Source organism: Paenibacillus dokdonensis, assembly GCF_004916975.1.
Taxonomy (GTDB): Bacteria; Bacillota; Bacilli; order Paenibacillales; family Paenibacillaceae; genus Paenibacillus_AQ; species Paenibacillus_AQ dokdonensis.
Genome location: NZ_STGQ01000001.1, coordinates 441,626 through 465,905, shown reverse-complemented (window position 1 = coordinate 465,905; position 24,280 = coordinate 441,626). Strand labels below are relative to the sequence as shown.

General features: G+C 47.9%; 25 protein-coding genes. 8 read left to right on the top strand and 17 right to left on the bottom strand.

Going from position 1 to position 24,280, the window contains the following annotated elements:
• Positions 1-66: 66 nt before the first annotated feature.
• The 9 genes from E6W40_RS02335 to E6W40_RS02295 all read right to left on the bottom strand — a co-directional run bounded on the left by E6W40_RS02335 (position 67) and on the right by E6W40_RS02295 (position 8,396).
• Positions 67-432, bottom strand: coding sequence for a hypothetical protein (locus E6W40_RS02335; RefSeq protein WP_136604002.1), 366 nt, complete (start codon positions 430-432; stop codon positions 67-69).
• Between the two features lie 190 nt (positions 433-622).
• The gene (locus E6W40_RS02330) at positions 623-1,585 is read right to left on the bottom strand and encodes an ABC transporter permease (RefSeq protein ID WP_136604001.1); all 963 of its coding nucleotides are present in this window, start codon (positions 1,583-1,585) and stop codon (positions 623-625) included.
• Positions 1,586-2,665 (bottom strand): ABC transporter permease, encoded by a 1,080-nt coding sequence (locus E6W40_RS02325; protein ID WP_136604000.1) that lies wholly within the window; start codon positions 2,663-2,665, stop codon positions 1,586-1,588.
• Positions 2,665-4,200: an ABC transporter ATP-binding protein gene (locus E6W40_RS02320; protein WP_136603999.1), complete on the bottom strand. Its 1,536-nt coding sequence runs from the start codon at positions 4,198-4,200 to the stop codon at positions 2,665-2,667. The genes E6W40_RS02325 and E6W40_RS02320 overlap by 1 nt, the downstream gene beginning before the upstream one ends.
• A 116-nt stretch (positions 4,201-4,316) precedes the next feature.
• Positions 4,317-5,351 (bottom strand): BMP family ABC transporter substrate-binding protein, encoded by a 1,035-nt coding sequence (locus tag E6W40_RS02315; protein ID WP_136603998.1) that lies wholly within the window; start codon positions 5,349-5,351, stop codon positions 4,317-4,319.
• A 431-nt stretch (positions 5,352-5,782) separates the two neighbouring features.
• On the bottom strand, positions 5,783-6,142 hold the full coding sequence (rplT, locus tag E6W40_RS02310; protein WP_136603997.1) for a 50S ribosomal protein L20: 360 nt from the start codon (positions 6,140-6,142) through the stop codon (positions 5,783-5,785).
• Positions 6,143-6,173: 31 nt separating this feature from the next.
• The gene (gene rpmI / locus E6W40_RS02305; RefSeq protein WP_136603996.1) at positions 6,174-6,374 is read right to left on the bottom strand and encodes a 50S ribosomal protein L35; all 201 of its coding nucleotides are present in this window, start codon (positions 6,372-6,374) and stop codon (positions 6,174-6,176) included.
• Between the two features lie 18 nt (positions 6,375-6,392).
• Positions 6,393-6,890, bottom strand: a complete 498-nt coding sequence (gene infC, locus E6W40_RS02300) for a translation initiation factor IF-3 (protein ID WP_136603995.1) — start codon at positions 6,888-6,890, stop codon at positions 6,393-6,395.
• A gap of 267 nt (positions 6,891-7,157) precedes the next feature.
• A complete protein-coding gene (locus tag E6W40_RS02295) occupies positions 7,158-8,396 on the bottom strand; it encodes a glycosyltransferase family 2 protein (RefSeq protein ID WP_136603994.1) in 1,239 nt (412 codons plus the stop codon).
• A gap of 726 nt (positions 8,397-9,122) precedes the next feature.
• Here E6W40_RS02295 and E6W40_RS02290 point away from each other — a divergent pair.
• The gene (locus E6W40_RS02290) at positions 9,123-9,650 is read left to right on the top strand and encodes a phosphatase PAP2 family protein (protein ID WP_136603993.1); all 528 of its coding nucleotides are present in this window, start codon (positions 9,123-9,125) and stop codon (positions 9,648-9,650) included.
• 52 nt (positions 9,651-9,702) lie between these two features.
• Complete coding sequence (locus E6W40_RS02285) at positions 9,703-10,836, top strand: MGDG synthase family glycosyltransferase (protein ID WP_136603992.1); 1,134 nt, start codon at positions 9,703-9,705, stop codon at positions 10,834-10,836.
• A 53-nt stretch (positions 10,837-10,889) separates the two neighbouring features.
• Here E6W40_RS02285 and trmB read toward each other — a convergent pair whose 3' ends face one another.
• Together trmB and E6W40_RS02275 are read right to left on the bottom strand one after the other, a co-directional pair.
• The gene (gene trmB / locus E6W40_RS02280) at positions 10,890-11,645 is read right to left on the bottom strand and encodes a tRNA (guanosine(46)-N7)-methyltransferase TrmB (protein WP_136603991.1); all 756 of its coding nucleotides are present in this window, start codon (positions 11,643-11,645) and stop codon (positions 10,890-10,892) included.
• A gap of 248 nt (positions 11,646-11,893) precedes the next feature.
• Positions 11,894-12,082, bottom strand: coding sequence for a hypothetical protein (locus E6W40_RS02275; RefSeq protein ID WP_136606794.1), 189 nt, complete (start codon positions 12,080-12,082; stop codon positions 11,894-11,896).
• A gap of 353 nt (positions 12,083-12,435) precedes the next feature.
• On the opposite strand from E6W40_RS02275, the gene mnmL reads away from it, so the two are divergent.
• The 4 genes from mnmL to E6W40_RS02255 all read left to right on the top strand — a co-directional run bounded on the left by mnmL (position 12,436) and on the right by E6W40_RS02255 (position 16,045).
• The gene (gene mnmL, locus E6W40_RS02270; RefSeq protein WP_136603990.1) at positions 12,436-13,386 is read left to right on the top strand and encodes a tRNA modification radical SAM protein MnmL/YtqA; all 951 of its coding nucleotides are present in this window, start codon (positions 12,436-12,438) and stop codon (positions 13,384-13,386) included.
• Positions 13,386-13,970: a tRNA 5-(aminomethyl)-2-thiouridylate-methyltransferase MnmM gene (gene mnmM, locus E6W40_RS02265; protein ID WP_136603989.1), complete on the top strand. Its 585-nt coding sequence runs from the start codon at positions 13,386-13,388 to the stop codon at positions 13,968-13,970. The genes mnmL and mnmM overlap by 1 nt, the downstream gene beginning before the upstream one ends.
• A 97-nt stretch (positions 13,971-14,067) precedes the next feature.
• A complete protein-coding gene (locus tag E6W40_RS02260; protein WP_136603988.1) occupies positions 14,068-15,039 on the top strand; it encodes a type I phosphomannose isomerase catalytic subunit in 972 nt (323 codons plus the stop codon).
• A gap of 70 nt (positions 15,040-15,109) precedes the next feature.
• Positions 15,110-16,045: an alpha/beta hydrolase gene (locus tag E6W40_RS02255; RefSeq protein ID WP_136606793.1), complete on the top strand. Its 936-nt coding sequence runs from the start codon at positions 15,110-15,112 to the stop codon at positions 16,043-16,045.
• A 109-nt stretch (positions 16,046-16,154) separates the two neighbouring features.
• On the opposite strand, the gene E6W40_RS02250 is transcribed toward E6W40_RS02255, so the two are convergent.
• From E6W40_RS02250 to E6W40_RS02235, 4 genes are all read right to left on the bottom strand, one after another.
• A complete protein-coding gene (locus E6W40_RS02250; RefSeq protein ID WP_136603987.1) occupies positions 16,155-17,939 on the bottom strand; it encodes a B12-binding domain-containing radical SAM protein in 1,785 nt (594 codons plus the stop codon).
• An 18-nt stretch (positions 17,940-17,957) separates the two neighbouring features.
• Positions 17,958-19,820, bottom strand: coding sequence for a DNA helicase RecQ (recQ, locus tag E6W40_RS02245; protein ID WP_136603986.1), 1,863 nt, complete (start codon positions 19,818-19,820; stop codon positions 17,958-17,960).
• 214 nt (positions 19,821-20,034) lie between these two features.
• Positions 20,035-20,571 (bottom strand): hypothetical protein, encoded by a 537-nt coding sequence (locus E6W40_RS02240; protein WP_136603985.1) that lies wholly within the window; start codon positions 20,569-20,571, stop codon positions 20,035-20,037.
• Positions 20,568-20,918: a DUF6509 family protein gene (locus E6W40_RS02235; protein WP_342774672.1), complete on the bottom strand. Its 351-nt coding sequence runs from the start codon at positions 20,916-20,918 to the stop codon at positions 20,568-20,570. The genes E6W40_RS02240 and E6W40_RS02235 overlap by 4 nt, the downstream gene beginning before the upstream one ends.
• A gap of 97 nt (positions 20,919-21,015) precedes the next feature.
• On the opposite strand from E6W40_RS02235, the gene E6W40_RS02230 reads away from it, so the two are divergent.
• Positions 21,016-21,285, top strand: a complete 270-nt coding sequence (locus E6W40_RS02230; protein ID WP_136603983.1) for a PQ-loop domain-containing transporter — start codon at positions 21,016-21,018, stop codon at positions 21,283-21,285.
• A 105-nt stretch (positions 21,286-21,390) separates the two neighbouring features.
• On the top strand, positions 21,391-22,488 hold the full coding sequence (locus tag E6W40_RS02225) for an FAD:protein FMN transferase (RefSeq protein ID WP_246072811.1): 1,098 nt from the start codon (positions 21,391-21,393) through the stop codon (positions 22,486-22,488).
• 7 nt (positions 22,489-22,495) lie between these two features.
• Here the strand turns inward: E6W40_RS02225 and E6W40_RS02220 are convergent, their stop codons facing one another.
• Positions 22,496-23,434, bottom strand: coding sequence for an AEC family transporter (locus tag E6W40_RS02220; protein WP_136603982.1), 939 nt, complete (start codon positions 23,432-23,434; stop codon positions 22,496-22,498).
• 182 nt (positions 23,435-23,616) lie between these two features.
• On the bottom strand, positions 23,617-24,240 hold the full coding sequence (locus tag E6W40_RS02215) for an NUDIX hydrolase (protein ID WP_425464905.1): 624 nt from the start codon (positions 24,238-24,240) through the stop codon (positions 23,617-23,619).
• Positions 24,241-24,280: the final 40 nt, after the last annotated feature.

Sequence of the window (24,280 nt, the reverse complement as noted above, 5' to 3'; positions counted from 1 at the left end):
TTTATGGGGAATATTCTAACGAGAACAGCGCATACTGCCTGTCGGATTAATCCTTACCGCTCTCTCTTAGTAAAATCCTCCCGGGTAACCTGGTTGGCCTCCATAGCCGATTCCCGGAGCACCGAATGGAACGGGGCCGAGGCCATGACCGGGGCCAAATCCTGGTCCAAATCCGGGTCCGAATCCTGGTCCGAATCCGGGGCCATAGAAGCCGCCGGCAAATGGAGCCGTACCGATGGCCAATAGATCGAACAAGACGAGAGGAATTATCGCCTTGGTTTGTACTTTTTTCCCTTTGCTGCGCTGTAGAATCAGGCGGTTGCCAGATATGCGAACAAGTTTACCGGTAACGAAGTTACCGTCTTTTTTGACAGCCACTATATGTTGACCTATCAGCTTTTGCGCTTGTTTACGGGTAACAGACTGTTGCATGAGACCCCTCCTCCAAATGTGTTCACTGGCAGTCTATTCCGCAAGTTACCAATGCGCTTGTTCCATAGCCCGGTGTACCTCAAGTTTGATGCCCAGTCTTAACCGATTAGCTACCGCCCCACAAGAAAGAGGCCGCAATCCCAATTAATGGAATGCAGCCTCTTTGACATGATTGTATAGCGTTTGATGATTATCGTTTGCCCGGATCGTACGGTTCCCCCAGTGCGGCAGGTGCGGAAGATTTCCCGACTGCAGCCACGAGTACAATAACCGTGAGCACATAAGGCAGCATGTAGATAAATTCTTGAGGTATATCCTTGGACCACGCGAATAACTGGAAGTAGTTCCCGATCGCCTGTGAAAAGCCGAAGAAAACAGCCGCGCCAAAGGCTCCAAGCGGATTCCATTTACCGAAAATCATCGCGGCGATCGCGATAAAGCCTTGACCGGAAATCGTATTATGCGAGAAGGTGTTTGTCGTCGTTAAAGTGATGGTTGCACCACCGAGAGCAGCAAGTGCGCCGCTCAAAATAACGCCGATATAACGCATCCGTAGTACTCTTACACCTACCGTGTCCGCAGCGCTTGGGTGTTCACCGACAGCACGGAGACGAAGGCCAAACGAAGTTTTGTACAACACATAGAAAGCTACCAGCACCAAAATAATGGCCAGATAGGTTGTCGGGTAGTTGTTAAAAATACCTTCCCCGATAATCGGAATTTTCGACAGGAACGGGACAGGCCATTTCTCCAGCCCTTCCTTCAGCAGCGTGGTTTCGCCTGCACCGTCAAACAACAGTTTAACCATGTAGAGCGTGCTTCCTGCTGCCAAAAAGTTAATGACGACACCACTGATGACCTGATCCGCCTTAAACGTAATTGAGGCGACAGCATGAATCAGGGAAGCGATAATGCCCATGACCAGAGCAGCTAGAATACCAATATATGGAGATGCTGATCCCATACCTGCGTCTTCCGCATAAAATGATGCTACACCTGCGGCAAATGCACCGAAGGTCATCAAGCCCTCAATACCAATATTGGTTACACCGGAACGTTCAGAGAAGATGCCGCCGATGGCAGCAAAGATGAGCGCCGTAGAAAATACGAGCGTCGTATTAATCAGCTGGCCGATTGTTGTCATCCAATCCATTTACAACACCTTCTCTTTCTTGCGCTTAAGATACAAGGGCTTGAGAACCCAGCGCACAATGCCTTGCGCAGCAATGAAGAATATAATCGAACCGATAACGATACGAATAATTTCCGGAGGAACGCCAGCACCAAAACTCATGCCTGCGGATCCGTAAGTCAACACGCCGAACAGCGATGCGGACAGCAGAATACCGAACGGATGATTCATACCGATCAGCGCAACTGCGATTCCGTCGAAGCCAATGCCAGGAGAGCCTGTAAAGATCGCTTGATAATGGAATACACCCAGTACCTGAAAAGCGCCTCCCAAACCGGCAAAGACACCACTGATGAACATCGCCTTCACGATATTCTTCTTCACGTTCATACCGGCATATTTGGCTGCATCCCCATTGTGTCCTACCGCTCTAAGTTCATAACCCTGCTTACTCTTCCACATGTAAATAAAGAAGAAAACGGCAGCCAAAATAGCAATGATCGTCCCCCAGTGCATCCGCGCATTGTCGAATGCAGTAGACAGCCAGCCGATGGAAATCGAGGCGGTATCCTTAATTTCCTCAGATCTTTGCTGGCCCTTCTGGAGAAGGAAAGATCTCACGATATAGTTACTGAAATACAAAGCCGTCCAGTTCAGCATAATCGAGATAATAACCTCGTTTACGCCCCGTTTGGCCTTCAGGTAACCGGTAATACCAGCCCAAATCCCGCCAGCAAGTCCGCCGGCAATAATAGCTACCAGCGCATGCACAACGATGGGAAGGCCCGTCAATTTAATACCTACTGCAGAGGCTGCAGTCATGCCCATAATGTACTGGCCTTCGGCACCGATGTTAAATAGTCCGGCACGGAATGCGAACGCAACTGCAAGGCCAGTCATAATCAGCGGCGTAATTTCGCGGACGGCTTCGCCGAAATCATACACATTACCGAAAACAGTCGAAAATAAGGAACTGTATGCGAGCAACGGGTTATAGCCGCCAATCAGCATAATGATTGCACCTACAATGAGACCAAGAACAATGGCTACCAAAGGTACCAGGAGGCTGTTTAGGGAAAAGATTTTAAATACTTTACTCATTATGCTGTACCTCCCGCAATCTTGCTGCCCGCCATCATGAGACCAAGCTCCTGGTCATTGGTTTGCTCAGGCAGAACCTCGCCAACGATTTGTCCTTCATAGATAACAGCAATCCGGTCGGATACGTTAATGATTTCATCCAGCTCGAAAGAGATCAGGAGTACGGCTTTGCCTTGATCACGTTGTGCAACAAGCTGCTTTTGCACGAACTCAATGGCGCCAACATCCAGACCACGAGTCGGCTGTGCTGCAATGAGCAGATCAGGATTCTTATCTATTTCCCGGGCTATAATCGCCTTCTGCTGGTTACCACCGGAAAGGGAACGGGCTTTCGTCTCGATGCTAGGGGTTCTGACGTCAAAATGCTCAATCAGGCGCGATGCCTGTTTGTCTATCGCACTCTTATTCAAAAAGCCGCCTTTATTATACGGTGACTGATAATAGGTTTCGAGCACCATATTTTCACTCATGGAGAAATCAAGAACGAGTCCATGCTTATGTCTGTCTTCTGGAATATGGGATACGCCACTTTCTGTGATATGGCGCGGATTTTTATTCGTGATATCCTTGCCTTTCAACTCGATAATACCGTTATCCACATGACTGAGACCGGTTAAAGCCTCAATCAGTTCACTTTGTCCATTCCCGTCGACACCGGCGATTCCCAGAATTTCTCCCGCCCGGACATTCAAATTCAGACCGTTCAGCACAGCGATTCCGTCCTTGTTTTTCAAAGTTAAGTTTCTAACTTCAAGCACAGTCTCTTTCGGCGTCGCAGGTTTCTTGTCCACTTTGAAGGATACGCTACGTCCGACCATTTTCTCCGCAAGTTCATTCGGATTGGTCTCTGCTGTTTTCAAAGTATCGATGACCTTACCGCGTCGAATGATCGTAACCGTATCTGAAATCTGCATAATTTCCTTAAGCTTGTGTGTGATGAGGATGATTGATTTACCTTCCTCAACGAGACGTTTCATAATTCCCATCAATTCACTGATTTCTTGAGGTGTCAGGACAGCTGTTGGCTCATCGAAAATGAGAATGTCAGCGCCGCGATAAAGCGTCTTCAAAATTTCGACACGCTGCTGCATGCCGACAGAAATATCCTGAATCTTGGCATTCGGATTTACTTTGAGACCGTACTGATCGGAAAGCTTCTTAATTTTGGCAACCGAAGTTTTATAATCAAGATGGACTCCCATTTTTTTAGGCTCCATGCCCAGTACAATATTTTCGGTTACGGTAAATGGCTGTACGAGCTTGAAATGCTGATGCACCATTCCGATGCCGAGCTCAATCGCCTTATTAGGACTGTCGATCATGACCGGTTCGCCATTAACTTCGATACCGCCCTCATCCGGCTGGTACAATCCGAAAACAATGTTCATCAAGGTTGATTTTCCTGCACCATTCTCACCGAGCAGTGCATGGATCTCGCCCTTGTGCAGCTTTAAGCTGATGGAGTCGTTGGCAACGATGCCGGGAAAGCGTTTGGTTATTTGCTTCAACTCAACGACAGGGGTTGCTGCATCCATGAGATCACCCTTATATCATAATTTTGGCCAAAGAACGTAAGACAAGGCTAGTTATATCAACCAGCCTTGCCGTTTAATAAACACATTAAATTCTCAGATGATCAGAGCGGATAATATTATTCCTCTGGAACTTTAATTTCGCCGCTGATGATTTTTTCCTTGTAGCTGTCAACTTCCTTCAACACATCTGCAGGAACGTTTTTAGTCGAAGTATCAGCCAGGCCAACACCGTTTTCTTTCAGACCCAGAGTTTCAGATCCGCCTTTGAACGTACCGTCGATTACTTCTTTAGTAACCTTGTCAACTGCAGTGGATACGCCTTTTACCATTGAAGTCAGAGTTACATCATCGCCAAATTCCAGGGATTGGTCTTTGTCAACACCGATAACCCAAACTTTGCTGCCGCCAGCTTTATTACGGGAAATAGCTTCGTTAAATACGCCAGTACCGGTTGCGCCGGAAGCGTGGAAAATGATATCTACGCCGTCATTGTACATCGTAGCTGCAGCTGCTTTACCTTGGTCAGGCTTATCAAATGCGCCAGTGTAGTTGATTTTGAGTTCAGCGCTTGGATTGGCAGCTTTCACGCCAGCCTTGAAGCCTGCTTCAAAACGTTTGATAACCGGAATTTCGGAACCGCCGACAAAGCCGACTTTACCTGTTTTCGTCATTTTACCTGCAACGACACCAACCAGGAAAGCACCTTCATTTTCAGCAAAAGTTACGGAACGCACGTTAGGAGCATCTACAACAGCGTCGATGATCGCCAGTTTTGCATCCGGATTTTGGGTTGCAACGGTTTTCATATCTTCGCCAAGGTCAAAACCGATACCCCAAGTGAGGTCATATTTGCCTTTAACGTATTTGTTCAGGTTTGTAACATAATCTTCCTTGGACTTACTTTGCAGATATTGAACTTCGATACCTTTCTCCTTCTGCAATCCTTCAAGAGCTTCCCAAGCGGATTGGTTAAAGGATTTATCATTAACCCCGCCCACGTCAGTTACTAGACCTACTTTAACACTGGACTTTGCAGTCCCTGCAGAATCTCCGCCGGATGCATTTGTCTCTTCTTTCTTTTTACCGCAACCAGCGAGTACGACTGAAAACGCGAGCAGCATGATCAGCGACAACTTGAACATCTTTTTCATTGAAATTTGTCCCCCCAGAATGAATTCTTTCCTATCATTCGTACAGCTTAGCCAGCAATTGATCTATGGTCAATTAATTGCGGGAATGAGCTTGTACAAATGTTGGACTTTTCACATTTCAGATTATACCTTCTCGAAACGTCAAAATCCAGCACATTTATATCAGAATCAAAAACTTTTTTTGGATAAAAACGAAAGAAAGCGCTTTATTTAGACGAATAATGACAACCTGCGTAAGCAAGATGTCACGTTATATGACAATACACGTTGATGCGTTAAAGAATCACCACATCATCCGGGTATAAAATGCCATCTTTTCAGATGATTGCCTCTGATTCATGTCAGATTATTTACTACAAGTGCAACCATCGTTTTTACTCCATAAAAAAACCGCCGGTTAAGGCGGTTTTTTCTATAAAATAACGCTGTAATTAAGCGTTGATTTTTTCTTTAGCAACAGTAGCGATAGAGTTGAATGCAGTGATATCATTCACAGCAAGATCAGCCAGCATTTTGCGGTTGATGTCCACTCCAGCCAGTTTCAAACCATGCATCAGTTTGTTGTAAGACAGACCGTTAATGCGGGCAGCCGCATTGATACGAACGATCCAAAGTCTGCGCATGTTACGTTTTGTTGTACGACGGTCACGGTATGCATATACCAAAGACTTCATCACTTGTTCGTTAGCTGTTTTAAAAATGCGGTGTTTGGAACCGAAATAACCTTTTGCAAGTTTCAATACTTTCTTATGTCTACGACGAACAACGAATCCGCCTTTTACTCTTGCCATAATAATAAACCTCCCAAAAATGTGTTGTTAACTATTTCAAGTTAGCCAAGCCTTGTTTCAAGCGTTTTACATCCCCCGGAGCCATTTCTGGGTTACCTGCCAATACACGTTTAGCACGTTTGGACTTGTGGGAAAGCAAATGGTTTCTGTAAGCTTTGTAACGAGTTACTTTACCGGAACCAGTTACTTTGAAGCGGCCTTTCAGGCTGCTGTGTGTTTTCATTTTAGGCATTGAACTTCCTCCTCAGGACTATTGGGCTTTAGGAGCCAGAATCATAATCATACTGCGGCCTTCCAGTTTCGGTTGGCGTTCAACCGCAGAAATTTCAGCAACCTCTGCTTTGACGCGTTCCAAAATTTTCTGGCCAATGTTAGCGTGAGTGATTTCACGTCCGCGGAAACGGACAGAACATTTCACTTTGTCGCCTTCATTCAAAAACTTGACGACATTGCGAAGCTTGGTTTGGTAATCATGCTCCTCAATGTTAGCTCGGAACCACACTTCTTTGATATCAACGATCTTCTGGTTCTTACGGGCTTCCTTCTCTTTCTTTTGCTGCTCATAACGGAACTTACCGTAATCCATAATGCGGCACACCGGAGGCTTAGCCTGTGGTGCCACATTCACCAGATCAAGATTCAAATCCACTGCCATCTGCAGAGCTTCACGAGTTGGCTTGATACCAATTTGTTCTCCTTCCGCTCCAACAAGACGAACCTCTTTTGTCCGAATTTCGTCATTAATCATATGTTCCTTACTGATAACCGTCCACCTCCAGATCAAATGGTTATTCTTTGCAAAGCAAAATAAAAAGGGATACCGGTGTCATCTACCAGCATCCCTATGATCAATTCTTCATGAAATTTCGCATTCATAAATCATCGGACCATAACCCGCAGACTTTCGTCAGTCAGGTGAGAAGCTGGTGCTTCTGCTTGAAAATCCATTTTGTTATTAACGTACTTGAGTACTTTAACACATGAGTAAAGCAGTTGTCAACCTCAAACCACAAGTTTATCCCTGCTTGCTCTGTACTTCCTCCAGACGAACCACACGCGTATGCTCGGTATGGCTCCACTGCTTGTTGTTCTGCGTGAAGAACGCATAGAACGTAATCGGATACCAGGAAATCAGGTAGATCGGGAAGAGTATCAGATATAGATACACCTTCTTGTAAGTAACCTTTTCCAGGAACATGGCTGCCAGGAATGTAAATACGTTCGCGGCAATAGCTGTAAAGCTGAGCCATACCGGCAGGTAGCCGTACAGGTTCGCGATATGCGGACCGTGGAAGAACGTGCTGTCAAGCCACATCACTGCTGTCATCAGGAAAGTCAGTAGTACGATGTATACGTTAGCTCCATACAAAGCAAGATCCAGCTTAACGATACTGCGTTCCTTGATGCTCTGCCACAGCAGAGGGAAGAAATAACGGCGCGCTACCGTAAAGTGTCCCTGCATCCAGCGCAGACGCTGTCTTGCCGAGGCTTTGAATGTCAGCGGCTTCTCGTCAAATACTTTGGCATCGTAATTAAACTTCGGATACACACCGCGTTTGACGCTGCGCATCGTAAACTCCAAATCTTCGACCAGACTTGTTGCTCCCCAGCCGATTTCCTTTAGCAGGTTGGTTTCAAAGCACATTCCCGTACCGCCAAGGAAGTTAGCCATATTCATATTGTGGCGTGAAAGCTGCCACAAACGGTTAATGTACCAATACGAAATACCGTAAGCGGCTGTGATCCATGAATCCTCCGGATTCTTGGTATCAATGTATCCTTGAATGACGCGTGCGCCGGAGCACAGATCGTCGTTCATTTCCTTCAGGAAGTTCACATCCGCCAGGTTGTCGGCGTCGAACATCACGACAGCGTCATACTGGCGAGGCAGAGCCCACAATTCTTTAAGCATCCATTCGATGGCATAGCCTTTACCGCGAAGATTATTGTTCGTGCGTACGCAGGCATTCATGCCATGCTCCCGAACGATCTTCGCCGTATTGTCCGTACAGTTATCGCAAATCACGAAAACATCATACAATTCCTTCGGATAGTCGAGCTGCTTCAAGTTCTCCATCAGCGCTCCGACGACCTGCTCCTCATTATGGGCGGCCACGAGCACCGCGAAGGACTTTGTTGCCGGGTAATGCTGTTTTTTCTTTTTCCTGCGCAGACCCAAAATCGAGAACACAAACTGGTATACACCGATCGCAGCCAGAATAATTTGCAGCGCGATAAATATGGCGTCTATCATGTTTCTCAGAACCCCCCTTTTTTACCCCTCATAATCGATTTTTCTCTCTGTGGATTACGGATTCTTTTTACGGTTCTTTTTCTATGACCCTTAAGACCCTTTGCATTCGAAATTAATTATACGGTATGTCTTCGAACGACATATCGATTTTCCACGGTTTTCAGCTTTTTGTCAAAAGCGCAATAACTCCTCATCTTCCTGAAAAGCGGAATAGAAGCGTTATTCTGGCCGCCTGAGGTACTCCAAGCTTATATTCATGACCGTTAGTTCTTATTTTCAGCTATTTAGCGAGTTTTTATTTCTTTAGTCCCCCCTTTTTTAATCATCATTTCACTAATCAATTGACATCATAACCGTATTGCATATTTATAAACGAGATAAGTCCACAAAAAGTTGATCCTGAATATCAATTCTTTTATTTAAGAAAACATCAATCTGAGTACCCTAACAGAAGACTAACCGCGCTTACGCGATAGTTGTTCTTGAGGAATTAGGACGCCGCCTTTGAAGAATTACTTTCTGATCTCTTAAACAGTTTTCCGCTGTTTGAATCATTGTAAAGGTTCTGTAAAGTGAAGTCAAAATTACCTCCCCCTCACTCGAAATACAGGACTTCCGCCTTGAAAAAGACACGAATAGAAAATATGATTAATAAAAAGTGGAAGCTATCCGGGTCCGCCGCGAGTTCAAATACAGCCTGATCAAGGCATTAAACGGGGGAATGGAATGAGACGTTTGCTCATGAGATTCATACTGATCGACAGGAAGCTTTTTCAATATATCAATGGACGTCTCCATAACCGTTTTCTCAATTTCTGGCTTTATTATCTTACAAATCTGGGAGGAGCCACCTTTACCATTGCCTCCAGTGTACTTATTTGGTACTTCGGCTCTTCTTCCTGGAGCAAGTCCGGTGCACAGGCCGCCATTTCCCTGGCTGTCAGCCATGTTCCTGTCGCGGCTGCTAAGAAGCTATATCCAAGGCTGCGCCCCCATCTAGCCCTGCCGGGTACGCGTACTTTCCGCAATCCGCTTAAGGATCATTCTTTCCCGTCAGGACACACCACGGCCGCCTTTTCTCTGGCCATTCCTTTGATCCTGGGACATCCGGAATGGGTATATTTGTTTCTGCCCCTGGGCCTTTTGGTAGGGGTGTCCCGAATCTATTTAGGTCTACATTACCCTTCAGATGTGCTTGCAGGCGCTATAATCGGTACATCTGTAGCCGCAGTAACAGTTGCATTGTGGCCCTAAAGCCGATAATCTGGGGTATATGGAAAAACATGCAGGAACAGGTGAACTGAGAGTGATAAAAAAGAGAGTATTGTTATTATCTGAAGGCTTTGGCGCTGGACATACTCGAGCTGCGTACGCACTCTCAAGCAGTCTACGCAAACTATCACCGAATGTTCAGACGAAAGTCCTTGAACTTGGAAGTTTCTTGAACCCAAAAGTCGCACCTTTAATCATTACAGCATATAAAAAAACCGTGCTTTCCCAGCCAAGGCTGGTCGGGATGATGTACCGCCATCAATATAACAAATCGCTGAATCGGTTAACCACTCTGGCGCTGCACCGCCTTTTTTATACCCATACGAAAAATGTCGTCAACCAGCTCAGACCGGATATTGTCGTATGCACGCATCCGATCCCGAGTGCCGTCATATCACGTCTGAAGCGTCTCGGTGAAAAGATTCTGCTGTGCACGGTCATTACTGACTATGACGCCCATGGAACCTGGATCAGTCCCGAGGTCGACCGGTATCTTGTCTCCACCCAAGAGGTGCGCAATAAGATGATCAACCAAGGGGTGCCAGCAGCTAGGATTAAAGTGACCGGCATCCCGGTACATCCCAGCTTTTGGGAGCATCCGGAAAAAGAAGATATCCGTAAAAAATTCCAATTAAAGGATATGCCGACTGTGATGGTGATGGGCGGCGGCTGGGGTATCATGAGCGATGAGGTGATCAATGACTTTCTGACCCGCTGGAGGGATGATGTTCAGATTCTTTTCTGTCTTGGTAATAATGAAAAGGTATTAAAGAAGCTTGAACAGGACCCGCGTTATAATCATCCCAACATCCGTCTGATCGGCTTCACGCTCGAAGTGGACAAGCTGATGGAGGTATCCGATCTTCTCGTAACCAAGCCAGGCGGAATGACTTGCACCGAGGGACTAGCGAAGGGAATCCCAATGCTCTTTCATCATCCCCTGCCGGGCCAAGAGGAAGAAAATTGTCAGTATTTCACCGCCCAGGGTTTGGGTGAGCTTATTTCTTCCCTGGAAGTCATCGTTAAATGGATGAAAATGCTCACGAACGAGCTGGACGCCTTACGTCAGCGCAGGGAGGAACAGCTGAAGAGCATCGCTCTTTACCGCCCCATGGAAAGCGCTCAAAGCATCATCGATATGCTGGAATCAAAGAAGGTGCCTTCATAGGAAGGCACCTTCTTTTTTATAGACGGATAAATAGCTTCTCTTAAATACAGACATTATTCTTGGTCTGGCTGCTGCTCCCCCGCCCGCGGGTTGTCCTGCATGCGGTATTTGTCGAGACGGTGCTCCTGATAACGCTCAAGCGCCTCATCCCCCACAATCGCCTCACAGCGGTGGATATGAACGCCTTGTCCGAAAAATTTCGTTTCGTATTCGGTCATGACATGTGCTTCATTAGGGCCTTCCCGGTGAAGATTAAGCGAAATATTCGTCATTTGCAGACCATAGTCGGCAAAAGCATTCAATGAAAATTCAAATAAAGTCTGCGAGTCCGTCTTCAGATGAATTTCACCGTTTGCATTCAATAAACTCCGATATTTCTCCAAAAACCGCGGATGAGTCAAACGGCGGCGTGCATGCTTAGCTTTTGGCCAAGGATCACTGAAGTTCAGGAAAATCCGTTCGAGTTCCCCTTCTGCAAAAACTTCCTCCAGAAACTCCACATTTGCCAAAGCCAAACGCAAATTCGGAGGATCCTCGACATTACGCTCGGACCAGGCCAGGCGCGCCTTTTCACTAGACCGGCGAATCAGCTCATCGTACATATCGATACCTATAAAATTAATGTCGGGATTTCGGAAGCTCATTTGGCTGATGAACTGTCCTTTTCCCATGCCAAGCTCTACGTAAATGGGATGATAATTACCAAATAATGTATGCCATTTTCCTTTATACGACCGGGGATCAAGAATAACGAAGCCTTCCTGCTGCTCCAGATTCTCCCGGATTCCTTTTCTGCCGCGTAAACGCATGATATACCTCCGCTTTCATACTAAACTGACTGATATCCGAGCAATGAAAGGAATTCTGCTGCGGACAGCTACTGCAATATTGTGCCGAAGATGCGGCCAAATGTAAAGAGCTCCTGCGAATAAATTACAAATAAGCGGGCCGTACCCCCGAAAAAAAGAAAAAGAATCCCGGCCTCTCTGTAAGCAGAAAGGCGCAGAATTCCTTTTCCATATCTATTTGGAATTGGGGTCCAACGAATTCATTGTTGCTAGTCTAACCTATCTTGACACTGAAAATCAAATGTCTTTTCGAAGGCTTTTCGAATTTTGCGGCGTGCCTCCGCCGTCACCTCTGGATTACCGTTAAATTTGACGCCTGTCAGCGCAAGCGCTTCGTCGGGAGTCAATTCCACGGCAATTTTACCCTTACCTAAAGCTTCTGATGTTAAAGAATTCATCATTATCACCTCACGGATCATATGGTAGCCGAGACGTCATGCTTTTATGAATTCTATAATGTATTTACCCAAGATGAGAGCTGCTGACGCTAAAATAAATATAACATTCCGTGTAAGTTATTTCAATAAATCATATGCCCGTTTTTCGCCTATGATGACTTGATTCTTTGGCGCTCTCATACCTTTTATAGTTTTTTTTTGCTACAATAGAGCAAGTGTAAGAGAAAACGTCTTTCGGGCGTACTTGCACAGAAGTTCCGTACCGCTTTTTGATGTTATTTTCATTGCGGATATATCATCTAAAAGCCTGCCAGGTTGCAGCCTGGCTGACATGCAAAAAAGGAGTACCTCGAATGAAACCAATAACTGACGCTCCGCTTCTGTGGGGAGATAAAAGATTTCATACCTGGAATACCGAAATGCGCGGGGTGTTTGACGAAAAGGTCTTTAAGGTCATGCTCGATGCAGGCTTTACCTGCCCCAACCGCGATGGCACAATCGCCAGAGGCGGATGCACCTTCTGCAGTGCCAGAGGATCGGGTGATTTTGCCGGCAAACGCCGTGATGATCTTGTTACCCAGTTCAATGATATACGCGACAAGCAGCATCTGAAATGGCCACATGCCAAATACATCGGATATTTCCAGGCATACACCAATACGTATGCTCCAGTTGAAGAATTAAGGGAATATTACGAGGTTATTTTAGAGCAGCCGGGTGTCGTTGGTTTATCCATCGCTACCCGTCCTGATTGCCTGCCGGATGATGTCATCGAATACCTGGCCGAGTTGAACGAGCGGACATACCTATGGGTAGAAATGGGGCTGCAGACAGTTCATGACTCGACATCCGAGCTAATCAACCGCGCACATGACACACAGTGCTTCATCGATGCCGTTGAAAAGCTCCGCAAGCACAATATCCGGGTATGCGCACACATCATTTACGGTCTGCCTCAGGAAACTCATGAAATGATGCTCGAAACCGGTCGTGCCGTGTCAAAGATGGATGTCCAGGGAATAAAAATTCATCTGCTGCATCTTATGAAGGGTACGCCGATGGTACGGCAGTATGAAGCCGGCCTCCTGCGCTTCTTGGAACAAGATGAATACATCAAGCTGATTGTCGATACACTGGAAATGCTCCCTCCGGAAATGATCGTCCACCGTCTCACAGGCGATGCTCCGCGTAAGCTGCTCATCGGTCCGATATGGAGTATGAAGAAATGGGAAGTGCTCAATGGCATTGATGCCGAGCTGAAATCACGCGACTCATGGCAGGGTAAATACTGGAGGAACGCATAATGGGCTTTCTATCCGTGCTCAGCTTCGCGCACAAGCAGATTGAAGGCCGCTTACAGCCAGGTGACTCTGCCATAGATGCCACGGTGGGCACAGGGGCCGATACGGTATTTCTCGCCAAATTAGCTGGCTCTAAAGGCCATATCTACGGCTTTGATATCCAGGAGCAGGCACTTGAGCTTGCTAAGGAACGTATCTCCCGGGAGCCGGCTGACAGCTTGGCTTCCGTTTCCCTGTTCCTTGCCAGTCATGCTCGGATGAAGGAATCCCTTCCTCCCGAATCCCAAGGCAGCATCGGCGCCATCATGTTTAATCTTGGGTATCTGCCTTCGCAGGAAGCCGATAAGAAAATTATTACGGAGACCGAAAGCACCCTCCGCGCTTTGGACGCAGCGTTATTACTGCTTCGACCGAAGGGTATCATTACGTCGGTGCTCTACCCCGGCCATGCCGGCGGCGAAACAGAAGCTGATGCTGTTACAGCATGGGCTTCCCGTCTGCCGCAAGATCACTATCAATCCGTGATATACAGACAGCTCCAACGCAGCGATTCACCTTACGTTATTGCCATTGAGAAAAAGCGGTAGACCGCAGTGACACATTCATCATGTGCACCTTAACATATATAGATATGCGGTTTAATTCATTAATCAGATTATTTGACTATGAAAGGAAGATGCATCTATGACACAACCTTATCCATTACAATTCCAACCTGAATTCAAAGAACGCGTTTGGGGCGGCCGCGCCCTTGAGCAATTTGGACTCACCCCTCCCGAAGGACATATCGGTGAAGGCTGGATGATTGCCGATCATCCAAACGGAACGACTTCTGTCGTGAACGGTGAGCTGGCTGGGCAAGGACTCGACCAGATTCGTGAGCAGCTGGGCAAGGAATGGTTCGGCAGCAAGGGCTTTTCCGAAAAAAACGGACGTTTTCCGCTGCTGATCAAGCTGCTGGATTGCAATGACAATCTTTCAGTACAAGTACATCCAACCGATGATTACGAAGGCCTTCCAAAGGGCGAGCTCGGTAAAACCGAAATGTGGTATGTGCTGGATGCCAAACCAGGAGCCAAAATCATCTATGGTTTGAAGGATGGCGTCACACGCGAAAGTATGAAAGAGGCTTTGGAAAATGGAACCGTAATGGATACGCTGCAAGAGGTATCTGTTGCAGCCGGAGATACCTTCTATATTCCGGCCGGAACGGTCCATGCTCTCTGTGCAGGCGTAGTCGTAGCGGAAATCCAGCAAAACTCGGATACTACATACCGAATTTACGACTACGACCGTCCTGGACTCGACGGCAAGCCACGTGAGCTTCATATTGAGGATTCCTTAAATGTAACCGCATTTGAAGGCTCCGGCGCCACCACCATGAAGACAGACGGGCTCAACGCCGGGGAATGGCTTCAGCTTGCCCAGTCTCCTTATTTTATTGTTGAAAAGGGAATTGTGGGCGGATCCTGGAATCTTGAGACCACGCCGGAAAGTTTCACCATTCTTGTTATTTGCGAAGGCGCTGGTACACTGAGCTGGAACAACGGCTCTATGGAATATAAAGCGGGCCAATGCTTCCTCCTTCCGGCGAATCTGGGTTCCTACACATTGGAAGGACAGGCTACAGTACTTCGTTCTTATTTACCGGAATGAGATCGTCCCTTCCTGAAAGAAGCATAGATTAAAATATGGGTTCCGATTGGATGATGAGGGAGTGATGGTATTGCTCGAGCAAACCTTTACGATGACTGACCCGCATGGAACAGAATTACATGTGTATAAGTGGCTTCCCGATCCGGGAGTCTCCATCAAGGCAATATTGCAGATCGCACATGGCATGTGTGAGACAGCGGAGCGTTACGTTCGCTTTGCTTCTGCTCTGACTCAGGCAGGCATTGCCGTATATGCACCGGATCAGCGCGGTCATGGGCTAACTGCCGGCTCGATCGAGCGGCTTGGAGATATTGGAGAAAACGGCTTCCAGCTGATGGTTGAGGATCTCGCGCAGCTGGGCAGGATGGTGAGAGTCAATCATCCCGGGATTCCTCTCTTTCTGATGGGACACAGCATGGGTTCATTCCTGGTCCAAAAGATCATGATGACGAAGTCTGAAGGCTTCGACGGCTTTATACTATCCGGAACCAACGGACCTCGCGGCATGCTGCAGGCCGGCAAAGTCTTGTCTTCGATCCAGCGCTCGTTTCAGGGAGATACCCACCGCAGCCTGATGATGAATGCCATGGTCTTCGGCGGATTCAACCGCTCCTTCTCCCCGTCTCGTACGCGGTTTGACTGGCTGTCACGGGATCCGGATGAAGTCGACCGTTACATTGAGGATCCATTCTGCGGGGCAATCTGCACAACGGCCTTTTTCAGGGATTTTTTCGGTCTGCTTCAGGAAATACAGCAGCCTACCAGATACGAGGGCATTCCGAGGAATAAGCCCGTCTATCTCTTTAGCGGTGAGCGGGATCCTATCGGTATGAACGGTAAGGGCGTCCGCCGACTGGAATCTGTGTACCGCAAGCTTGGCGTCTCCGATGTGGAATGCCTCCTGTATCCGGAAGGGCGTCATGAAATGTTAAATGAGATTAACCGGGACGAGGTTACAGCCGACGTACTGGATTGGCTTGAGCGACATATCCCGGCTAATGTGTGAATGAAATCATCATCCATTTAGACGAAAAAAAGAAAATGCTCTTGGTCCTGTGAAGATTTCCCTTCACGGCCAAGAGCATTTTTTGCATGCATTGAATGATCAGTTATTTTTACTGGGCAGCAGAGCCTGCAGATGACAGCCTCATGGTGTAATAGATCGGTTGTTCGCTTTCATCCTGCTGGTAAAGCACCATCAGCAGCTGCTTCTCACGGTCCCCTTCTTCCAGCGGCTCTCCTGTTCCCCCTGTCAGCACATCATTCAGAGAGAAAGGAAGCACCTCAAGCACCGCATGCTTCTGCAGCTCGCGTTCGCTCAAATGGAGTTCAGCGAAGTTACCGGATACCGCCTCCGGCTGCTCCACAACCGTACGCATAAACAAGCTCCACTCGTCTTTTGTAATCGGTGTATCCCACCAGATTTTACGCGGTTTATATTTATGGTTGAGGAAATAATCCAGCTTCATCAGTCCGAGCACCACATCCATCCGTTTCACTCCCCGGTACGTCAGGAACGCAGACAAACGGGTGAACAAATCCTCAAGCTGGTGGCCGATTTTCTGCCAGTCCTGCCCTTCCCAGTAATCCCCGAACTCCTGGAAGAAATCGAATGGCGATTCAAACTCATGTTTCATTAAATAATTTAATGTGTGATCCAGGCGATGGGCGTTCCAGTATTTCTCCAGCACATCCTCCAGCCGCTTCAAACGGACAATATCTCCGAAAGAAAGCTTATGGCTGCCCAAAATTTCATACGGGGCTTGGTCCATATACGTATAATCGTACTTTTCAGCATTCATTCTGAGCCCGGTTCCCCGCAGCATCTTCAAAAATCCAAGCTGCAGTTCCTCCGGTCTGAGCGCAAACACATCATTAAAGGTTTTACGGAACGTATCATAATCCTCTTCAGGCAGACCGGCGATAAGATCCAAATGTTGTGCGATTCTTCCGCTGTTCTTGATAATATTGACGGTCCGTGACAGCTTCTCGAAGTTCTGCCGGCGCTTCACCAGTACATTCGTCGGATCATTCGTAGACTGAACGCCGATTTCAAACCGGAAAATGCCTTCCGGCGCGTTGTCTGCCAGATACTGAAGCACCTCGGGCCGCATAATATCCGCTGTTATTTCAAATTGGAATACGCAGCCGCGATTATTTTCAATCAGGAATTTAAACATTTCCATGGCGTAGGTATGGTTGATATTAAAGGTCCTGTCCAAAAACTTGATAATCTTCGCCCCGTTATCGATCAGATACGTGATGTCAGCCTTGACCCGCTCAATATCATAATAGCGCACGCCATTTTCGATACTCGACAGGCAGAACTGGCATTGGAACGGACAACCGCGGCTCGTTTCAAAATAAACGATACGCTTGCCGAGATTCGAAATATCCTCCTGAAAACGATGCGGTGTCGGAAGCACATTCAAATCACTTTTCGGACGGGGAGGATTGATGATGACTTCATCGCCTTTCCGATAAGCGATACCGTACACAAAATGATATTTCCGGTCTCCCTCGATCACCTGCAGCAGATGATGCAGCGTCTCTTCGCCTTCTCCCATGACGATGAAATCCACGCCACGCGCGCGATCCATCCAGATTCCTGTGTCATAGGAAACCTCCGGTCCGCCGAGGATAATCTTCACCTCCGGCATGACCTTCCGGACAATGTCGATGACTCTTAGCGTCTCTTCAATATTCCAGATGTAACATGAGAAGCCGATCACGTCGGGTTCCCGCTGGAACAAATCCGAAACAATATTCATCACCGGATCCTTAATCGTATATTCAGTCAGCTCAATATCAAACTCATGCTCACTGTAAGCCTTCAAAAGGCGGATCGCCAATGAAGTATGAATGAATTTGGCATTCAGTGTAGTTAAAATGACTTTCATGGATTCACATTCCTTCTGTTATTCATAATCGCTGTCGTCTTGAACCTCGCCCTGTTCCCGGAAAAAATCAAGGAAGGGCTGGCCATACTTGCGGAATTTCACTTCACCGACACCTTTAACATTCAGCATTTCTACTTCGGTCTGCGGACATACCACGCTCATCTCCCGCAGCGTTGCATCATTAAAAATAATATAAGAAGGTACATGCTCCTTGCCCGCCAGCTCACGCCGGATCAGACGAAGCTGCTCGAATACCGTCTCATTGACAGCTGATGGCGAATGGTCATGTCTGCGCGAGCCACCGGAGCGGCCACCCGCTGCCTCCGTAACTCCCTTGGCAGGCATACGCTGCATCACGCGGCGCTGCCCCTTCAATACCTCTGCCGCCAGCGGCTGCAGCCTCAGCACCGGGTACTGCCCCTCGGAGAGTACCAGGTAGCCTTCTGAAGCCATGACATTGATGATTTCAGATATTTCCTTTTCCGTCCGGTTGGACATCGCCCCGTAGGTCGACAGATCATCGAATCCATACTGGAGCACCTTCTTATTGCGGGAGCCTTTAAGCACTGAAGCCACCATGGATACGCCAAAGCGCTCACGCATGCGGTGAATGCATGAGAAGACCTTTTGCGCGTCAATGGTCATATCCACCAGTTCACGCTCATCCGTGCACGAACTGCAGATCTTGCACGGTTCATCCTGATGCTCCTCACCAAAATAATCCAGCATGGCATTGCGCAAACATCTCGTCGTATAGCAGTAATCCACCATCTGCTGGAGCTTGCGGTAATCATTCGTTTTACGTTCCGACTCCTGCGGGTTCTGCTCAATCAAGAACTTCTGTGTCATAATGTCCTGGGCGCTGAACAGCAGGATGCATTGGCTGGGTTCACCGTCACGTCCCGCACGTCCGGCTTCCTGAATATAAGCCTCCATGTTTTTCGGCATATTGAAGTGAATGACATACCGCACATTGGATTTGTCGATTCCCATGCCAAAGGCATTCGTCGCCACCATAACCCGAATATCATCATACAAAAAGGCTTCCTGGCTTGCAGCCCGCTCATCATCGGTCATACCGGCATGGTATCTTCCTGCCGCAATACCAGAGCTTCTCAGGCGTTCATATAAATCATCTACGTCCTTGCGGGTCGCGGCGTATATAATCCCCGGCTCATGTGCATGCACTGCGGCGTACTTCAGCACAAACTCGCGCTTGTTCTCTCCCCGCAGCACCGACATGGCCAGATTATCACGGCCCAGACCCGTAACAAACACTTCCGGCTGCTCCAGACGCAGAAGGCGAACCATATCCCCCGTAACTTCCTGTGTCGCCGTAGCCGTAAAGGCCGCTACGATCGGGCGCACGGGCAGACTCTGGACGAATGGGGCCACCGACAGGTAGCTTGTCCGGAAATCATGCCCCCACTGGGATACGCAGTGAGCCTCATCGACCGCTACGCAGGAAATGGACAACATGTTCATCTCGTCCCGGAACCAGTCCACTTCAAGCCGTTCAGGCGCGACATAAAGCAGCTTCAGATCCCCGCGTTTAGCCGCGCGAATCCGTTCGTTAACCTCTTTGCCGCTCAGTGTGCTGTTGATATACGCAGCCGGGATGCCCATCGCGGTCAGCGCATCCACCTGATCCTTCATCAGCGAGATAAGGGGCGAAACGACCAGCGTCAGTCCCGGCAGCATCAACGCAGGAATCTGGTAACAGATCGACTTGCCTCCGCCCGTCGGCATAATACCCAGTGTGTCGCTTCCATCGAGCAAACTGAGGACGATTCTTTTCTGGCCTTCCCGGAAATCCGGATAGCCATAATAGGTTTGCAGCAGCTGCTGTGCCCGTTCCAGTGTCATCATCTCTACACTCATAAACTTAAGAACTCCTAACGAAATCTATTGGAAAATGGTTTTGAAATTTTCAAGAGAATACGATCGCTTCTTAAAATCTTATGAAAACGACTACCCTTAAGTTTAACGGGCTTTACAGGAATGAGCAACTGCATGTACATTTTTTGGAAACATGCATTATGGCATGCAAAAAGCCGGCAGTTCCCTGCCGGCTTTCTTTTGCAGATCGAGACGTCTATCCTTCTTCTTTCGGTTCCCCTGCCACATCCCACCGGCTCCGGTATTTCTCCAGCAGCGGGTGCAGATCGTCCGGCTTGTCCGCCAAAATGATGCGCAGCTTTACGATCCATTCGGCAAATGAAGAATAGGAAGCAAATAAATTAGCCATCTCAGGTGTGAGGTAAAGAAAATGCGGTGCAGGATATTTCTCAGTCAGATGCCGCAGAGCTGAATCCATCGGGGTGTATTTTTTCCGTTTCGCTTCAAAACTCTCAATAACCGCTTGAGAACCGCGATCCTTCTTCCAGCTTTCAAGCTGCTGCTCCCTCTTGTAATAAGCTCTGACCGGATGCTTAAGCATACGTCTTACCGTTTCTTCATGCAGCGGGTACAGCACAAATCGCGAGAAATTACGTTCCTCCGCTATGTTCTCCGCCTTATCCAATTCTTGATCGCTTGTATCCTCAAAGATGTCATAGTAGATCAGCGTACCTTTGTACTGCTCTTTTGGCGGTTCATACCCATAGGGCACGGTCGTAGCAACATGCTTCATTCCTCAGCATCTCCCAGATGATCACGACAGAATGCCTCGATCACCTGTACCTCATCGTCCTCCAGGTCAAAATCGAGGTAAACCTCTGTTGACTTCTCATACAAGTCGTATTTAACGAGTTTGCCTCCATCCTCCTGATCACTGTATAAAGCCCGTACAAACAGTCCGTTCTCCGAATAAAGCTCATCATCCTCCGGTACTTCAATATCCAGCTTATACTCATAACGCTTGCCCTCCAAAATGCGGAATGGGTCCTTGATATGTTCTACCTGAAATTCCGTAATCGTCAGCATCATGTCATCCTTTCCAAATTCGGCTTCTTTTCTTAGAAGGTCATATTTTGCCATTACTTCTTATTCTAACAGACATCAAGCAGAACATTCACGTTTCTGGGCATCTGCTGCATATATTAACCCCAAAAAGATCAGACGGGAGAGCTTTTAGATGATATATGCAATCATGCAGCTTATTGGCGGGCTAATCCTGGCCGTTGCCTGGATTCCACAAATCATTCAAATTCTGCGGACCAAATCCGTTAAGGATCTCAATAATAAAACATTCCTGTTTCTTGTGGCCGGTATTGCACTCATGGAGGTGTATGCCGTTCATATGGCACTCGGAGGCGTAGGGTTTGCCTTTCTGATTACGAACTCCGTATCGCTTCTCATTATGCTCACGATCCTCGGATGCATCCTCAAATACCGAAAAGGATAATTTAAAATTTTTTCTACATGAGGAATGACACAGCGGGCTCCCCCACCCGCAGGTATGATGTGATTAGAAGAAATGACGAAGAGAATAAGAGCCATGGGGGGATGGATGATGAAACGAAAATGGATGATAGGGATGCTTGCATTGGTGCTCATCGCAGCCGGTGGTGCGGCCGTTTTTGGACGGGGCAGCCTTCCTTTCTTATCCGGAGCCGGTCCAGAGGCCAAAGCCGAGGCTAAACAGGCGGCAGCCATTTCAGAAACCTACTTTATATTCGATACCGTTGTGAATGTGAAGCTGTACGGGGAGCATGCATTGCCTCAACAGCTTGATGACATTAAGAATCTTTTGGAAACCATGGACCAAGAGCTGAGCCGTACATTGCAGACCAGTGAGCTGTATAAAGTCAACCAGAGTGCGGGTAAGCAAGCGGTTCATGTATCGCAGGATACGTTTGATGTGGTGAAAAAGGCTCTGGATTACGCCGTACAAACCGGCGGCTTGTATGATCCCACTGTCGGACCGCTGGTCAGCCTCTGGAATATTGGCAACGAGGGGGCGCATGTTCCGGCCAACAATGAGCTTGCTTCGGCTAGGAGCCTGATCGGGTATAAAAATGTTCTTCTGAATTCTGAGGAGAGAACGATTAAGCTGACCCGGCCTGGAATGGCGCTTGATCTCGGGGGGATTGGCAAGGGCTATGCCGCCGACCGCGTGGCCGCATATCTAAGGAAACATCAAGTGGAAAGCGCGATGTTTAATCTTGGGGGAAGCAGCATTATCGCTTTGGGGAGCAAGCCCGGTGGGCTTAGCTGGAATATCGGTCTGCAGGATCCCGACCAAAGCCGTGGCACTTCACTTGGCAGCATGCAAATCCATAACAAAACGATTGACTCATCCGGCGTTTACGAACGCTTTTTCGTGGAAAACGGAGTCAAATACCATCATATTCTCGACCCGCGGACAGGCTATCCAAGCCAAAGCGGGCTCAAAAGCGTGACCATCATTTCCGATTCGGCAGCGGATGCCGATGCACTATCCACCGCCGTGTTTATTATGGGGCTTGAAGAAGGTTTGAAATATATCGAGAAACAAGCAGGTGTAGAGGCTTTTTTCATCACGGATGACAACCGGATCTACAAATCGTCTGGTCTGAAGGATCAAATCCATTTTAACAATCCGGAGTACACGGTAACCGCGCCGTAAGTAAATGTCAGGAAAGCCAGCCAATCATGAGCGGCAGCAGGATGAACGAAGCCAGTGTGGTCCATAAGATACAGCGTGTCACAACCTTCGGTGCTGCATCGAACTGCTCTGCCAGAATGACCGCATTTACCGCAGCCGGCATAGAGCTGAGAATCAGAATAACGTTAAACAGCGTACCATGTACACCCATCAACAACAGAAGCAGCATGGATGCCAGCGGGGAAAGCACCAGCCGGAGCGACATACCGGCATAAAATGCCTTTTGCGCCACAGCTGAATAAACGGCCTTCGCAGCGCCACCGGTATTCACACTGACCATCTGCGCACCCAGGATAAACAGGGCAACCGAAGAATAGGCTCCCGATACCATGGATACTCCCTGCTCCAAGCCCTCTGGCAATGACCATCCACTCATACGAAGTAAAACGGCCAGCGCAGCGGCGTACACCGATGGTAGCTTGAAGATGGACAGTGCTGCCTGCTTCATGGAAAAATGTGAACGTGCCGCAAAATATACCCCGATCGTATTCACAATGATAATCTGTAAAATAACATACACCGAGGCCTTATCCATTCCGGCTTGGCCGAAGGCCAGCAATACAAGCGGCAGACCGTAATTGACGCAGTTGGTGAAGAGGGCCACCAGGGTAAGACCCGAACGTTCCGCCGCAGGCAGGATCAACAGCTTGCCAAGCCCGGCCGCGAGCGCCCAGAGCAGCAGCATGTTCAATATCGTAAACAGTACGGTCTGAGTTACATCTCCATATGAAATATCCGCGTGCATCAGCGTCTCAAAAATAAGCGCAGGGCTGAGCAGATACAGGGATAGTGTGGAGAGCGGCTTGGTTTCCATTTTCTTAAAACGCTTAATCAAAGCCCCGCCGATCACAGGCAAGGATATAGGAAGAAATACTTGATATATGGTATGGACAAAAGTAGACAGCATGATGCCCCTCCTCAGTTGCAGCGTTCAGCAGTATAAATTGGATAGCAGCTACAATACTACAAAAACAGCTACCATCCGTCCAACAGTTAATTTCTATAAGCTTATAGGCGAGGAAGATGGTAGAACGTTTGAGGCAAAAGAAAAACTGCTGCAACAGGCAGCAGTTTGATCAGATATATTCATCAATCGAATACCGGAATACGCTGCGGATTCTTCAGGAGATCAAACATGAGCTTAATCTGTTCTTCAGTATTCCGGTTTTGTGAAAGCTGCGGCAGCTCGTCTTTGCCAAAAAACGCTACGCCGCTGGTTTCGACTCCTTCTTGAGCTTTACCGCCGATAATTTCGCAGTGAATAAACAGCTTGTAAGCATGATAAGGAGCGGGCGGGTTATGCTTGTGATTATCCAGCACAGCAAGCAGGTGCAGCGTCTTGACCTCATAACCCGACTCTTCTCTGACTTCCTTTACCGCAATTTCAGACGGGGAAAGCAGCAGATCGGCCCAGCCTCCAGGCAGTGACCACTCTCCTTCCTCTTTCTCTCTCACCAGCAGAATCTGATCATCCTGAATCACAACGCCGCGGATATCCACCTTCGGTGTAGCATAGCCATATTCGCCTGCGAAGAGGTCCAGCAGCTTGCTGCTCTCCACATCCGTGTATTGTCCCATGATCTCCAGACTGAGCGCACGGAGCTGCTCATAGCGTTCCTTGTCATAAACGTCTTTGGTATATGCCAGACCCGTCTGAGCAATCCCCTGAATTTGTTTGGCCCAATCCAGCCATTTTAACGTTGCTTCCATCATATGCATGTTCCTCTCCAAAAAAAATTTATGTTTTTATTGA